Origin of the sequence: Saccharothrix saharensis, assembly GCF_006716745.1 — a bacterium.
Classification (GTDB): Bacteria; Actinomycetota; Actinomycetes; order Mycobacteriales; family Pseudonocardiaceae; genus Actinosynnema; species Actinosynnema saharense.
Genome location: NZ_VFPP01000001.1, coordinates 1,508,367 through 1,522,273, shown reverse-complemented (window position 1 = coordinate 1,522,273; position 13,907 = coordinate 1,508,367). Strand labels below are relative to the sequence as shown.

The 13,907-nt window shown below is 73.7% G+C and carries 11 protein-coding genes; 5 read left to right on the top strand and 6 right to left on the bottom strand.

Features of this window, described 5'->3' with window-relative positions:
* Positions 1-82: 82 nt before the first annotated feature.
* The 3 genes from FHX81_RS05935 to FHX81_RS05925 all read right to left on the bottom strand — a co-directional run bounded on the left by FHX81_RS05935 (position 83) and on the right by FHX81_RS05925 (position 4,181).
* Positions 83-1,492, bottom strand: coding sequence for a family 2B encapsulin nanocompartment shell protein (locus FHX81_RS05935; RefSeq protein ID WP_141975827.1), 1,410 nt, complete (start codon positions 1,490-1,492; stop codon positions 83-85).
* Positions 1,493-1,522: 30 nt separating this feature from the next.
* Positions 1,523-2,929, bottom strand: coding sequence for a family 2B encapsulin nanocompartment shell protein (locus tag FHX81_RS05930; protein WP_141975825.1), 1,407 nt, complete (start codon positions 2,927-2,929; stop codon positions 1,523-1,525).
* Between the two features lie 391 nt (positions 2,930-3,320).
* Positions 3,321-4,181 (bottom strand): alpha/beta hydrolase family protein, encoded by an 861-nt coding sequence (locus FHX81_RS05925; RefSeq protein WP_425473806.1) that lies wholly within the window; start codon positions 4,179-4,181, stop codon positions 3,321-3,323.
* Positions 4,182-4,351: 170 nt separating this feature from the next.
* Between FHX81_RS05925 and FHX81_RS05920 the strand changes: the two genes are divergently transcribed.
* From FHX81_RS05920 to FHX81_RS05905, 4 genes are read left to right on the top strand one after another with little or no spacing between them, the layout of a single operon-like run.
* A complete protein-coding gene (locus FHX81_RS05920; RefSeq protein WP_141975823.1) occupies positions 4,352-6,844 on the top strand; it encodes a helix-turn-helix domain-containing protein in 2,493 nt (830 codons plus the stop codon).
* Between the two features lie 13 nt (positions 6,845-6,857).
* Positions 6,858-7,274, top strand: coding sequence for an acyl-CoA thioesterase (locus FHX81_RS05915; RefSeq protein ID WP_141975821.1), 417 nt, complete (start codon positions 6,858-6,860; stop codon positions 7,272-7,274).
* A complete protein-coding gene (locus FHX81_RS05910) occupies positions 7,271-8,371 on the top strand; it encodes a zinc-binding dehydrogenase (RefSeq protein ID WP_141975819.1) in 1,101 nt (366 codons plus the stop codon). The genes FHX81_RS05915 and FHX81_RS05910 overlap by 4 nt, the downstream gene beginning before the upstream one ends.
* Before the next feature lie 59 nt (positions 8,372-8,430).
* The gene (locus tag FHX81_RS05905; protein WP_246107652.1) at positions 8,431-9,243 is read left to right on the top strand and encodes a cyclase family protein; all 813 of its coding nucleotides are present in this window, start codon (positions 8,431-8,433) and stop codon (positions 9,241-9,243) included.
* 1 nt (position 9,244) lies between these two features.
* Here FHX81_RS05905 and FHX81_RS05900 read toward each other — a convergent pair whose 3' ends face one another.
* Entirely contained in the window at positions 9,245-9,922 is a 678-nt protein-coding gene (locus FHX81_RS05900) for a response regulator transcription factor (RefSeq protein ID WP_141975817.1), read from the bottom strand.
* Positions 9,919-11,145 (bottom strand): sensor histidine kinase, encoded by a 1,227-nt coding sequence (locus FHX81_RS05895; RefSeq protein WP_170231949.1) that lies wholly within the window; start codon positions 11,143-11,145, stop codon positions 9,919-9,921. The genes FHX81_RS05900 and FHX81_RS05895 overlap by 4 nt, the downstream gene beginning before the upstream one ends.
* 156 nt (positions 11,146-11,301) lie before the next feature.
* On the opposite strand from FHX81_RS05895, the gene FHX81_RS05890 reads away from it, so the two are divergent.
* The gene (locus FHX81_RS05890; RefSeq protein WP_141975813.1) at positions 11,302-12,465 is read left to right on the top strand and encodes a UDP-N-acetylglucosamine 2-epimerase; all 1,164 of its coding nucleotides are present in this window, start codon (positions 11,302-11,304) and stop codon (positions 12,463-12,465) included.
* On the opposite strand, the gene FHX81_RS05885 is transcribed toward FHX81_RS05890, so the two are convergent.
* Entirely contained in the window at positions 12,441-13,883 is a 1,443-nt protein-coding gene (locus tag FHX81_RS05885; RefSeq protein ID WP_141975811.1) for a protein adenylyltransferase SelO, read from the bottom strand. The genes FHX81_RS05890 and FHX81_RS05885 overlap by 25 nt on opposite strands.
* Between the last annotated feature and the right edge of the window lie 24 nt (positions 13,884-13,907).

The following is a 13,907-nucleotide window of genomic DNA, read 5'->3' as shown; positions in this document are numbered from 1 at the left end:
GGGGGATGCGCCCGGCTAGCGCGGGCGGGGGAGGAGTGGCAGCCGGGCGTGGCGGCCCGGCTGCCGTGCAACGACACCGCGGTCAGGCCCGGCCGATCTCCACGTGCTCCAGCACGCCGAGCGCGTCGGGGACCAGCACGGCCACCGAGAAGTAGGCGCTGACCAGGTAGGACACGATCGCCTTCTCGTTGATGCCCATGAACCGGGCGTTCACGCCGGGCTGCACCTCGTCCGGGATGCCCGGCTGGTGCAGCCCGATCACGCCGTTGTCCTCCTCCCCGATCCGCATGGCCAGGATCGAGGTCGTGTGCTGCGGCGTGATGGGGATCTTGTCCGACGGCAGCAGCGGCACGCCGCGCCAGGTGACGACCTGCGTGCCGTCGACGTTCGTCGTGCCGGGGTACACGCCCCGCTTGCTGGCCTCCCGGCCGAACGCGGCGATCGCGCGCGGGTGGGCCAGCATGAACGCCGTCTTGCGCCGTCGCGACACCAGCTCGTCCATGTCGTCGGGGGTGGGCGGCCCGGTGCGGGTGTGGATGCGCTGCTTGAGGTCGGCGTTGTGCAGCAACCCGATCCGGCGGTTGTTGAGCATCTCGTGCTCCTGCCGCTCGCGCAGGGCCTCGATGGTCAGCCGCAACTGCTGCTCGGTCTGGTTCATCGGGTGGTTGTAGAGGTCGGCGACGCGGCTGTGCACCCGCAGCACGGTCTGCGCCACCTCCAGCTCGTACTCCCGGGGGTGCAGCTCGTAGTCCACGTACGTCGCCGGCAGGTCCGGTTCGCCCTCGTGGCCGGAGGCGATCTCGATCTCCGCCTCGCCGTGCTTGTTCTGCGGCTTGCCCGCGCGGAGCGCGACCGACGCGATGTGCGCCCGCAGCGCGTCCGCCTGGCCGTTGAGCTCCAGCACCGACCGCCACGGCAGCGCCAGCACGATCACCGGGGTGACCGCCTTGACGGTGAACTCCCACTCCCCCTCGCCGCCGAGCAGCACGTCGTCGCCGAAGTGGTCGCCGTCGGCCAGCGTGTCGAGCACGGTCTGGTCGCCGTACTTGCCCTGCCCGATCTTGTTGACCTTGCCGTGCGCGACGAGGAAGACCTCCTCGGCCGGGTCGCCCGCCGCGACCACGACGTCACCCGGCTGGTACTCGCGCTGCCGGAACCGGTCCGCCAGCGCGACCAGCACCTCGTCGTCGGGGAAGTCCCGCAGCGCGGGCAGCTCCCGCAGCTCCTGCGGGATGACCCGGACGTCGGCGCCGGTGCTGAAGAAGCTCACGCGCCCGTCGCCGAGCGCGTAGGTGAGGCGCCGGTTGACCCGGTACGTGCCCGCCTGCGTGCTCACCCACGGCAGCTTGCGCAGCAGCCACCGGGGCGAGATGCCCTGCATCTGCGGTGTGGACTTGGTGGTGCTGGCCAGGTTCCGCGCGGCCGCGGTGCTGAGGCTGTGCCGCCGCTGCTCGGCCTCGTCGGGGACGAGGTCGGGGTCTGTCACGGTCACTTCGAGTGCCCAATCTGGTCGGGGGACGGCTCAGTCTTCGCGGCCGAGTTCGACGTGCTCGAGCACGCCCACCGCGTCCGGCACGAGGATCGCGGTCGAGTAGTAGGCGCTGACGAGGTACGAGATGATCGCCTTCTCGCTGATGCCCATGAACCGCACGTTCAGGCCGGGCTGGTACTCGTCGGGCAGGCCGGTCTGGTGCAGGCCGATGACGCCCTGGTTGTGCTCGCCGGCGCGCAGCAGCATCACCGAGCTGGTGCGGGTCTTGGTGATCGGGATCTTGTTGCACGGCAGCACGGGCACGCCGCGCCACGCGGGCACGTGGTGGCCGTTGAGGTCGATGGTGGCCGGGTAGATGCCGCGCTTGCTGCACTCGCGGCCGAACGCGGCGATGACCCGGGGGTGCGCCAGGAACGCGGTCGGCTCCTTCCACACCGTGGCCAGCAGGTCGTCCATGTCGTCGGGGGTGGGCGGGCCGGTGCGGGTGTGGATGCGCTGCTTGAGGTCGGCGCTGTTGAGCAGGCCGAAGTCGCGGTTGTTGACCATCTCGTGCTCCTGGCGCTCGCGCAGCGCCTCGATGGTCAGCCGCAACTGCTGCTCGACCTGGTCCATCGGGTGGTTGTAGAGGTCGGCGACCCGGGAGTGCACGCGCAGCACGGTCTGCGCGACGCTGAGCTCCAGCTCGCGTGGCGCGATCTCGTAGTCCACGAACGTGCCCGGCAGGTCCGGTTCGCCCTCGTGGCCCGAGGCGATGTCGATCTCGGCCTCGCCGTAGGCGTTGGACTTGCCGCCGCCCGCGGCGAACATCCGCTGGATGTGCGCGCGCAGCCCGCCCGCCTCGCCGTTGAGCCGCTCGAACACGTCCCACGGCAGCACCAGCGCGATCACCGGCGTGACGGCCTTGACGGTGAAGTCCCACTCGCCCTGCGGCCCGGCGAGGACGTCGCCGCCGAAGTGCTCGCCGTCGGCCAGCGTGCCGAGCACGGTCTGGTCGCCGTACTCGCCCTGGCCGATCCGGTTCACCTTGCCGTGCGCGATCAGGTAGAGCGCGTCCTGGGGGCGACCCTCCTCCACGATCACGGCGCCCGGCTCGAACTCGCGCTGCTCGAACCGGTCGGCCAGCGCGTTGAGCGCCTCGACGTCCTCGAACCCGCGCAGCAGCGCCAGCTCGGTCAGCTCCTCCGGGATGACCCGGACGTCCGCGCCGATGTTGGTGAACGTCAGCCGCCCGTCGCCGACCTCGTAGCTGAGCCTGCGGTTGACCCGGAAGGCACCGCCCTTCGCCTCCACCCAGGGCAGGATCTTCAGCAACCACCGCGAGGTGATGCCCTGCATCTGGGGAACGGACTTGGTCGTGGTCGCCAGGTTCCGGGCCGCCGCCGTGCCCAGGCTCAACCGGGGCTGCTCGGTCTCCAAGTCCGAATCGGTCACAGTCACCGCATCACACCGCCAATCGGATTTCGCTCAGTGGTCCGGAACGACGGTAGTGAGCCCGAATGCGCAACGGGAAGCGACCGATGTGACGACACCCCTGAGGGTCAATCGGGCCTTTTGTGCGTACTCGCTGTGGACGTCGTCCACCTCGCAAGTAGTCAACGGGTGATCTTCGTGCTCGTTGGTGGATCTATTCCTGATCGGGCGGACTAGCTGATTCTTTTGCCGCAGTCTCTTTCACCGGGACGTGTCGTTGACGGTGGCGATAGACGACCGTCCGTCGCCGTATCGTCGGTTTGCCGCGAAGAGTTCATCCGGAAGCGGGTACGAAAAACGCGGTGCCGGCGTGGTGCCGGCACCGCGTCGTCGTCCCGCGGAACGGGACGGGCTCGGGTCAGACCCCGTGCGGGCAGGTGTCCCGGTAGTCGGAGATGAGCGAGCTGTTGGCCGGGGACGGGCAGAGGAACTGCTCGTAGCGGGTGTCGTTGTCGATGAACCGCTTGAGCCACGCGATGCTGTACTTCGCGATCGTCGTGTTCGAGCTGTTGGGCGCGAAGTGGCTGGCGCCGTTCAGCTCGAGGTACGCCTTGTCCAGGGTGGACGGCAGCGAGGTGTAGAACGGGATCGAGTGCGACGACACCGGGGCGACTGTGTCGTCCTCGGCGCCGACGACGAGCGTCGGCACCCGGTTGCCGCCCCAGGTCTTGTCGGTGTGCCAGCCGGTCAGCGGGATCGCCGCCTGCAGGGACGGCCGCTGCTCCGCGGCGCGCATCGTGCCACCGCCGCCCATCGAGTGGCCCATGACGCCCAGCCGCGAGGCGTCGACCCGGCTGCGGACGTCGCTGCGCTGGGTCACGTAGTCGAGCGCCGCGAGGAGCTGGCTCGCCCGGCTGTCGGGCTGGTCGTAGAGGCTGTTGGTGGCGATCGTGATCACCACGAAGCCCTGCGACGCCAGGCGCGGGCCCAGCCACGAGATGGTGGACTCCGTGCCGGTGAAGCCGGGTGAGATCGCGACCGCGCCGAAGGTGCCCTCGGAGGTGCTGGTCGGGTAGTAGATCGTGCCACCGCCGAAGCCGGAGACCAGCGAGGACACCGTGGTGGAAGAGGTGGCGAACGGGCCGCGGGACGCCTCGATGCTGGAGTTGGTCGGCGCGGGGCCGCGCCGGTACTCCTCCTCGGCGTGCGCCGGCGTGACGCCGACCAGCGACAGGGCCAGCGCGGGGATCAGCGCGGGGATGAGTTTGCGGAGTTGCACGTCGGTGTACACCTCGCTTGGCAGGGAACTACGGACAGCGATGACCCTGCGCCACCGGGTGAGGACTCCGCATCGGTGCAACCACCGGTCCGGGGCCGAAAACTAACACTGGTAGATAATTTTTCCCCGATCTCTTCCGCTCGCCGTGGACCTCCGGCCAGACTGGCTGCATGCTGCGCGGACGTGACCGGCAGCGCGTCGCCGTCGACGCGTTGCTCGCCCGCGCCCGCGCCGGTCACGGCGGGGCGCTGGTGCTGCGCGGCGGCCCCGGCTCGGGCAAGACCGCGATGCTCGCCGCCGCGCGGGAGGCCGCCGCCGACGACGACCGCCGGGTGCTGCTGTGCGTGGACGACGCCCACCTCCTGGAGGACACCGGCTGGCTCGTGGAGCTGGCCGCCGACGCCGCCGACGCGCCGGTGGCCGTGCTGGTCGCGACGGACGGCGAGCCGCTCGGCCTGCCGTGGGTGCGGCTCGACCCGCTCGACCACGCCGACAGCCTGCGCGTGCTGCGAGACCTGCGGCCCGGTCTCGCACCCGGTCTCGCCGACGACATCGCCGACCTGGCTTGCGGCAACCCGCTCGCGCTCACCGAACTGGCCCGGGCGCTGACGTCGGAGCAGCTCGGCGGGACCGTGCCCGCGCCCGAAGCGCTGCCCGAGGACAGCTCGTTGCGGGCCCGGTTCAGTGCCCGCTTCCACGCCCTGTCGCCACAGGCCCGGCGGGCGGTGGCGCTGCGCGTGGTGGACGACGAGGTCGACGCCGACGCGCTGGCCCGCATGCCCGACCTGGACCTCGCGGCCGTGGAGGAGGCCGAGGCGCTGCTGGAGGGCGGCCCGCTGGTCCGCTCCGCGCTGCGCACCGAGATCCCGCTGGCCCTGCGCTACGCCGCCCACGCCGCGCTGGCCGAGCACCTGCCGCCCGGCCCGCGCCGCACCTGGCACGAGGCCGCCCGCGTCCCCGGCGTGCGCGACGCGTTCGCCGCCCGGCTGGCCGACTCGGCGAGCCGGGCCCGCCGGTGCGGCGACTACCCCGCCGCCGCCCGCGACCACGACCGCGCCGCCGCGCTCACCGCCGACCCGGACGCCAGGGCCCGCCACCTGATCGCCGCGGCCACCGACCACTGGGCGTCCGGCGCGCCCCGTCGCGCCCGGGTCGCGCTGCGCACCGCCGCCCGGCTGACCGACAGCGACGAGCTGCGCGCCCGGGCCGAGCTGCTGCGCGGCGGCATCGACCTGGGACACGGCCTGCCCGACGTCGCGGAGCGCCGGCTGCTGCACGCGGCGGGCGAACTCGTCGGCACGCACCGCTCGCTGGCCATCACCGCGCTCGGCTTCGCGGGCGAGGCCGCCAGCATCGCGGGCGACCACGCCCGGTACGCCGAGACGGCCGCGTTCGCCGCGCGCCTGCGCCGACCCGACGAGCCCCCCGCGACCCGGATCACGCTGGACCACCTCGCGGGCATGGCCGCCACCTTCGCCGGGCGGCACGAGCAGGCGCTGCCCGTGCTGCAATCGGTGATCGAGCTGGCCGAACGGGTGCCGCACCCGCAGGCCAAGATCTGGGGCGGCCAGGCGGCCTACACCCTCGGTGACGCGTCCCGGGCGCACGAGCTGGCGACCAGCGCGGTCACCGCCGCGCACGAGCACGGGCTGACCGCCCTGGTGCCGTGGGCGCTGGTCTACCGCGCGCTGTCGGCGTTGCTGCTGGACCAGCACTCGGCGGCGCTGTCGGCCGCGTTCGAGGGCGTGCACGCGGCCACCGCCATCGGACAGCACAACGCCGTGGTCGACCACCTGACGATCCTCGCGCTCGTCGCCGCCCTGCGCGGCGACACCGACACCGCGATGCACCGCATCGACGCCGCCGCCGAGCAGATCGCCGAACGCGGCCTCGGCCGCTCGGGCACGTTCGGCGCGTGGGCGTTCGCGTGCGTGGACCTCGCGCTGGACCGCCCGGCCGACGCGCTGGACCGGCTGCGGCTGATGGCGGCGGGCGCGGGCGGCGTGCACACCGGCATCAAGGTGATGGCCGCGCCGCACGTCGTGGAGGCGGCGGTCGGGTGCGGCCGGCCGTCCACCGCGGACCGGGCGTTGCGCCGGTACGAGAAGTGGGCGGGCACCACCGGCAGCGCGGCCCGGCTGGCGCTGTCGCACCGCTGCCGCGGCCTGCTCGCCGACGGCCCGCGCGCCGAGGAGCACTTCCGCGAGGCGATCCGGCTGCACCGGGTCAGCGGCACCGCCATGGAACTGGCCAAGACCGAGCTGTTCTACGGCCACCGGCTGCGCCGCGACCGCAAGCCGCGCGCCGCGCGGGACCTGCTGCGCGACGCGGTGAAGATCTTCCAGCGCTACGAGGCCGACCGCTGGGTCGCCCGCGCCCGCGCCGAGCTGCGCGCGGCCGGTGAGGCGGTCGGGCCGACCCAGGCGGACCGGACCGCCGACCGCGCCGCCAACCGGGCCGCGGGCCGCGCCGACGTGGACCCGACCGTGAGCCTGACCCCGCAGCAGGCGCAGATCGCCCGCCTGGTCGCCGAGGGCGCGACCAACCGGGAGATCGCCGCGCGGCTGTTCCTGAGCCACCGCACCGTCGAGCACCACCTGCGCAACATCTTCGCCAGGCTCGAGGTGCGGTCCCGCGTCGAGCTGACACGGATGCTCGACTGAAACAGGAGGTCAGGTGCGCGAGCACTACCGGCACTGGCAGCGGATACCGACCAGGTGGCACGACAACGACGTGTACGGGCACGTGAACAACGTCGTGCACTACGCCTTCATGGACACGGTGATCAACACTTGGTTGATCACCGAGGGCGGGTTGGACATCCACCACGGGCAGGCGATCGGGCTGTGCGTGGAGTCCCACTGCAACTACCGCGCGTCCATCGCGTTCCCCGAGGCGGTCGACGCGGGCCTGCGGATCGGTCACCTCGGCAACTCCAGCGTCCGCTACGAGGTCGGCTTCTACCCCGAGGATCGCGACGACGTGGTCGCCGAAGGGCACTTCGTGCACGTGTTCACCGACCGCGGGACCCGCAAGCCGGTGGCCATCCCGGCCGGGCTGCGCGCCGCGATGGAAGGGCTGGTGGTCGCGTGAGGACCAGGGGAGCGGTGCTGACCGAGGTCGGCGGGCCGTTGCGGGTGGTCGACCTGGAGCTCGACCCGCCGGGGCCGGGCGAGCTGCTGGTCAAGGTGGGCGCCACCGGGCTGTGCCACTCGGACCTGTCGGTGATCGACGGCTCGCGCGTGCGGCCGCTGCCCATGGTGCTCGGCCACGAGGCCGCGGGCGAGGTGGTCGAGACCGGGCCGGGCGCGGCGGACTTCGCCGTCGGCGACCGGGTGGTGCTGTCGTTCGTGCCCGCCTGCGGGTCGTGCCGCCGGTGCGTGTCCGGCAGGCAGGCGCTGTGCGAACCGGGTGCCGCGGCCAACCGCGAGGGCACGCTGCTCGGCGGCGAACGGCGGCTGCGCCTGCCCGACGGCACGCGCCCGCACCACCACCTGGGCGTGTCCGGGTTCGCCGAGTACGCGGTGGTGTCGGAGAAGTCGGCCACGCTCGTGCCCGCCGACCTGCCGTTCGAGATCGCGGCCCTGTTCGGGTGCGCGGTGCTCACCGGTGCGGGCGCGGCGTTCCACAGCGCGGCCGTGACGCCCGGCGACCGGGTCGCGGTGTTCGGGCTCGGCGGCGTCGGGCTGGCCGCGCTGCTCGCCGCACGGGCCGCCGGCGCGTCGCGGATCGTCGCGGTGGACGTGGTGGCGCACAAGCGGGAGCTGGCGCGCCAGCTCGGCGCGACCGACGAGGTGGCCGGCGGTCCCGACGCGGTGGCGGAGATCCGCGCGCTGACCGGCGGCGGCGTGGACAAGGTCATCGACACCACCGGCGTCGCGGCCGTGCTGGAGCAGGCCTACCTGGCCACCGCCCCGGGCGGCGTCACGGTCACCGTCGGCCTGCCGCACCCCGACCGCACGATCACGCTGCCCGCGCTGAGCCTGGTCGCCGAGGAGCGGACGTTGAAGGGCAGCTACCTCGGGTCGTGCGTGCCGCGGCGGGACGTGCCGCGGTTCGTCGACCTGTACCGGGCCGGCCGGCTGCCGGTGCAGGAGCTGCTGTCGGGGCGTCTCGCCCTGGACGACATCAACACCGGGTTCGCCCGTTTGGGCGCGGGAGAAGCCGTCCGGCAGGTCGTCGTGTGGTGATCACCCAGCCGGTACCGTTGCCCGGATCGGGTGACGGCTAGGCAGAGGAGTGGTCCGCGGTGCGCAGACGGTCGATGCTCGCGGGTGTGGCGACGGCGGTGGGCGGCGTGATCGCGGGCGGCGGTGCGGCGGGCGCTTCGGGCCGGTCGGGACCGCTGGGGCTCGCGGACTACCGGCTGGTGAACCTGGCGCACGTCAACGACCCGGACCGGACCAACGTCTACCCGGGCGACCCGGAGTTCGCCCTGACCACCGTGACGACCGTGCCGGAGCACGGGTTCTACCTGCAGTACGTCCGGCAGGGGGAGCACACCGGCACGCACTGGGGCGCGCCCGCGCACTTCAACGACGACCAGCCGTACGCCGACGAGCTCGACGCCGAGGACCTGTTCCTGCCCGCCGTCAAGATCGACGTGCGGGAACGGGCCGCGCGTGACGCGGACTACGAGGTGAGCGTCGCCGACCTCAAGCGGTGGGAGAAGCGGCACGGGCGCATCCCGGACGAGGCCGCGGTCGTGCTGTGGACCGGGTGGGAGGAGCGCTGGGGCACCCCGGCGTTCTTCAACTTCGACGCCGACGGCGCGATGCACCAGCCGGGCTTCTCGCTGGCCGCCGTCCAGTGGCTGGTCGACACCGGCCGCCTCGGCCGCCGCGGCGCCCTGGGCACGGACACCTTCAGTCCCGAGTCCGCGCTCGACGCCGAGTACCGGGTCTCCAAGCTGCTCTACCGCGAGCACCGGATCAGCCTGGAGATCCTGGCGAACCTGGCCGCGCTGCCCGAGCAGGGCGCGCACGTCCTCGTGGGCGGCACGGTCAACCGCCGCGGCTCCGGCTCACCCGCGAGCGTCTACGCGTTCGTGCCCAAGCGCTGACTCACCCACCGGGCGGGTGGTCGTCGGGGGTGAGGTGCAGGCGGCTGGCGAGCAGGGCGGCTTGGACGCGGTTGTCCAGTTCGAGTTTCGCCAGGGTGCGGGAGACGTAGGTCTTGACCGTGGAGACGCTCATGAACAGGCGTTCGGCGATCTCCGCGTTGTTCAGCCCGAGCCCCACCTGGCCGAGCACCTCGCGTTCCCGCTCGCTGAGCAGGTCGACCCGGCCCGCGGCGTCGGGGAACGCGGCCGGCGTGGCGACCCGGTCCGAGATGCGCCGCAGCATCCGCCTGCTCAGCTCCGTGTTCAGCACCGACGCGCCGCCGTTGACCGCCCGGACCGCGCTGATCAGGTCGCGGGGCGTGAGCTGCTTGAGCAGGAACCCGTCCGCGCCCGCGGTCAGCGCGTCGAGCATCAGCTGCTCGTCGTCGAACGTGGTCAGCGCCAGCACGAGCGGCGGGGTCGGGTCCTTCTTCAGCTGGGCGGTGGCCGTCACGCCGTCCACGCGGGGCATCCGCAGGTCCATCAGCACGACGTCCGGCCGGTGCGCCCGGCAGGCCGACACCGCCTCGGCGCCGTCGGCGGCCTCGCCGACCACCTCGATGTCCTCCGCGGACTCCAGCATCGCCCTCGTCCCGGCGCGGATCAGGGGCTGGTCGTCCACGACGAGGACCCTGATCATGGCGCCGATCGTCCCACGGGCCGTCCGGCGTCGCGACCGCACGACCCCGACGGCAGGTCGGCGACCAGCGCGAACACGTCACCCGACGGGGTGGCGGTGAGGCTGCCGCCCGCCAGCGCCGCCTCCTCGGTGAGCAGCCGCAGCCCGCGGCCCGTGCCCGGCAGGGACGCCCGGTCGCCGGGCGCGAGCGGGCTGGTCACGGTCAGCCGCACGCGGTCGCCGGCACGCGCGAGGCGGATGTCGGCCCTCGGCTCGTGCGCGTGCCGCAGCACGTTGGTCAGCGACTCCCGCACGATCCGGTAGCACAGGTCCTCGGTGGTCGGGCCGCACGAGCCGACCGCCGGGTCCGCCGCGTAGCCCACCTCGACGCCGAGCGACCGGTAGTCGGCCACCAGGTCGTCGACGTCGCCGAGGCCGAACCGCGCCACCACGCCGTCGGCCTCGGCCGGCGCGGCCAGCACGTCGAGCACCTCGCCGAGCTGCCCGATGGCCTGCCGGCCGACATCCGCGATCTGCTCGCAGCGCCGCCGGATCGACTCGGTGGCCGCCCGGTCGACGCTGATCGCGCCCGCCGTGGTCACCATCACGCTGACGTGGTGGCCGACGCCGTCGTGCATCATCGACGCCAGCCGGGCCCGCTCGGTCAGGCTCCGCTCCCGCAACGTGCTCTCCCGCAGCCGCTGCTGGCGTTCGGCGGACTGCGCCGCGTGCCGCTCGCGGTCGGCGGAAGCCTCTTCGAGGCTGTTCTTCGCCAGGCCCATGACGAACGGCGCGACCGCGGCGAGCGCCCAGTAGACCAGCCCGTTGATCCCGTTCGCGGGCAGGCTCGTCTCGAACTCGAACAACCGGCCGGTGCGCGCGGCCGGCTGGAAGAACGTCTCGTGCGCGGGCCACAGCAGCACCAGCGCCATGTTCACCACCGCGGGCGCCCACCGCCGCCGCCGGGTCACCGAGAACGTCATCACGTAGATCGGGTACGGCAGGTCGGTCAGCACGAACGTGGCGCACGCGACCGCGGTGGCGACCCAGTCGCGCTCGCGCCGCCACAGCCCGACCACCACCGCGCACAACACCGAGATCACGGCGAACGCACCCGGCGACGGGGTGGGCGCGAGGCGGTGCAGGCCGGTCAGCAGGCCCACCGCGGCGGGACCGGCGATGACCAGGGCCGCCATCGCGTCCCGCGCCCGCCGCGAGCGGAACAGGTGCTGCCACCGTCGCATCACCCACACCATGCAAGCAGCACGGCCGGAGGTCGGCGACCCGGCGTCAACCAGGGTCCACAAGACGACGCCGACCGTCACCGCGGGGCCACGCGCCGAGCCCTCCGCCCGGGGTCTCCTGGACACCGACCACCCCACCGGTTCACGGAGGCAACGATGACCGCAGTCCTGGAGCACACCGACCGACGCGCCGTCCCGGCGACGCCGCCGCCCGCGCCGACCACCGCGTCCCCGCGGCCCGGTGGCGTCGCGGTGGTGCTCGGTGCACGGCCGGAGGTCTTCAAGCTGGCACCGGTCCTCGCCGCGCTCGGCGACACCGCCCGGCTGGTGCGGTGCGGGCGCCACCTGCCGCCGCGGCTGTCCGCCGAGGACCCGCTCGCGTTCCTCCACTCGCCGGCCGACGCCCGCGGCTGCGGCATCGCGGTCGCGCTGGAGGGCTTCCAGCGCGAGTTCGCCGCCGACCGGCCGGACGCCGTGCTCGTGCCGGGGGAGACCGATGTCGCGCTCGCCGCCGCGCTGGCCGCCGACGCGCGGGGCATCCCGCTGGTCCGCGTGGACGCCGGCGTGCGCGGCCACGACCTGCCCGATGCGCACAACCGCGTGCTCCTCGACCGGCTGGCCGACGTGCTGTGCGCGGCGACCCCGGTGAACCTGGCCAACCTGGAGGCCGACGGGCTCGGCGTCCGGGACGTGCGGCTCACCGGGAACACCACCGTCGAGTCCGTGCGCCACCGGCTCATGGGCGAGCGCGACCGGCTGGCCGTGCTGCGCCGGTGGGGGCTCGAACCGGACCGGTACGTGCTGGCCACGCTCAGCCACCCGGACAACCTCGACGACGAGGAGGCGCTCTTCTCGATCACCAACCAGCTCGCGGGCGTGGTCGACGCGGGTCACCCGGTCGTGCTGCCCGTCGACCCGCGCACCAGGGCGGCCGTGAGCCGGGCCGGCGTGCTGTCGTCCGGGATGGACCTGCGCGTGGTCGACCGGCTGTGGCACTCGGAGTTCCTCGCGCTGGCGAAGCACGCCGGGCTGCTGGTCACCGACTCCGGCGCGGTGCAGGAGGAGGCGACCGCGCTGAAGCGGCCGGTGCTGGTCGTGCGGCGGTCGACCGAGCGGCCGGAGGTGCTGCGGGACTTCGGCCGGCTCGTCGGGCCGCACGACGACCTCACCGGGCTCGCACTGGACTGGCTGGTCGACGGCGACGCCCGCCGGGCCGCGCTGGTCGGGGTCCCGTCACCGTTCGGCGACGCGCGCAGCGGCGAGCGCATCGCGGCCGCCGTCCGGGACGTGGTCGCTCAGGTACCGCAGAACGTCCGGTAGCCGGCGGCGAAGTGCTCCGGCGCGGGTTCGGCGTAGCGGTCCAGCCCGGGGCGCTCGGTGTAGGGCGCCGTGACCGCGTCGAGGAGCCGTTCGACGGGCTCCAGGTCACCGTCGGTGGCGGCGGCGAGCGCCTCTTCCACCAGGTGGTTGCGGGGGATGTACGCCGGGTTGACGCGGCGCATCGCGTCGCCGTCCGGACCGAGGGCGCGCCAGCGGGCCAGCCAGGCGTCGATCCCGGCCAGGTCGAGGAACAGCTCGCGCGCGGGCTCCGGGTCGCCGCCGGCCGCCGCGCCCAGGCGGCGGTAGAACGACGTGTGGTCGACGCGGTTGTCCCGCAGCAGGGCCTGCAGGTCGGCCACCAGCGCCGAGGCGTCCGCGTCGGCGGGCAGGCCGAGCTTGGCCCGCATGCCGGCCGACCAGGCCTCGTCGTACCGCGCGCGGAACGCGCCCAGCGCCTCGACGGCCGCCGCGACCGCCTGCTCCTCGTCGTCGGCGAACAGCGGCAGCAGGGCCTCGGCGAGCCGCGCCAGGTTCCACTCGGCCACCCGCGGCTGGTTGCCGTAGGCGTAACGGCCGGAGTCGTCGATCGAGCTGAAGACCGTCGCCGGGTCGAACGCCTCCAGGAACGCGCACGGCCCGTAGTCGATCGTCTCCCCGGAGATCGTCATGTTGTCGGTGTTCATCACCCCGTGGACGAAGCCCACCAGCATCCACCGCGCCACCAGCGACGCCTGCGCCGCCACCACCGCCCGGAACAACCCGAGGGCGTCGCCCGCGTCGGGGTGGTGCCGGGCGATGGCGTGCCCGGCCAGGCGGCGCAGCAGCTCGACGTCCCCGGTGGCCCGGGCGTACTGGAAGCTGCCGACGCGCAGGTGGCTGTCCGCCACCCGGGCCAGCACCGCCCCCGGCAGCACGGTCTCCCGCCGCACGGGCCGCCCGGTCGCCACCACGGCCAGCGACCGGGTCGTCGGGATGCCCAGCGCGTGCATCGCCTCGCTCACGACGTACTCGCGCAGCATCGGGCCCACCACCGCCAAGCCGTCGCCACCGCGGGCGAACGGCGTCCGGCCGGAGCCCTTGAGGTGCAGGTCGCGCGGCCGGCCGTCGGCGTGGACGACCTCGCCGAGCAGCAGTGCCCGCCCGTCGCCGAGCCGCGGCGAGTAGTGCCCGAACTGGTGCCCGGCGTAGGCCTGGGCGACCGGCGTCACGCCTTCGGGGACGTGCTCGCCGACGAGCAGCCGCACGCCCTCCGGGCTCCGCAGCCAGTCGACGTCCAGGCCCAGCTCCGCGGCCACCCGCTCGTTCAGCAGGAGCAGGCGCGGCGCGGGGGCGGGCTCGGCCTCCCAGGGGAGGGCCAGCTCCGGGAGCGTCCGGGCGAAGTGGTCGCTGAGGGTGACGGTTGCCGGTGCGATGCTCACCCGATCCACGGTACGGCGTGATCC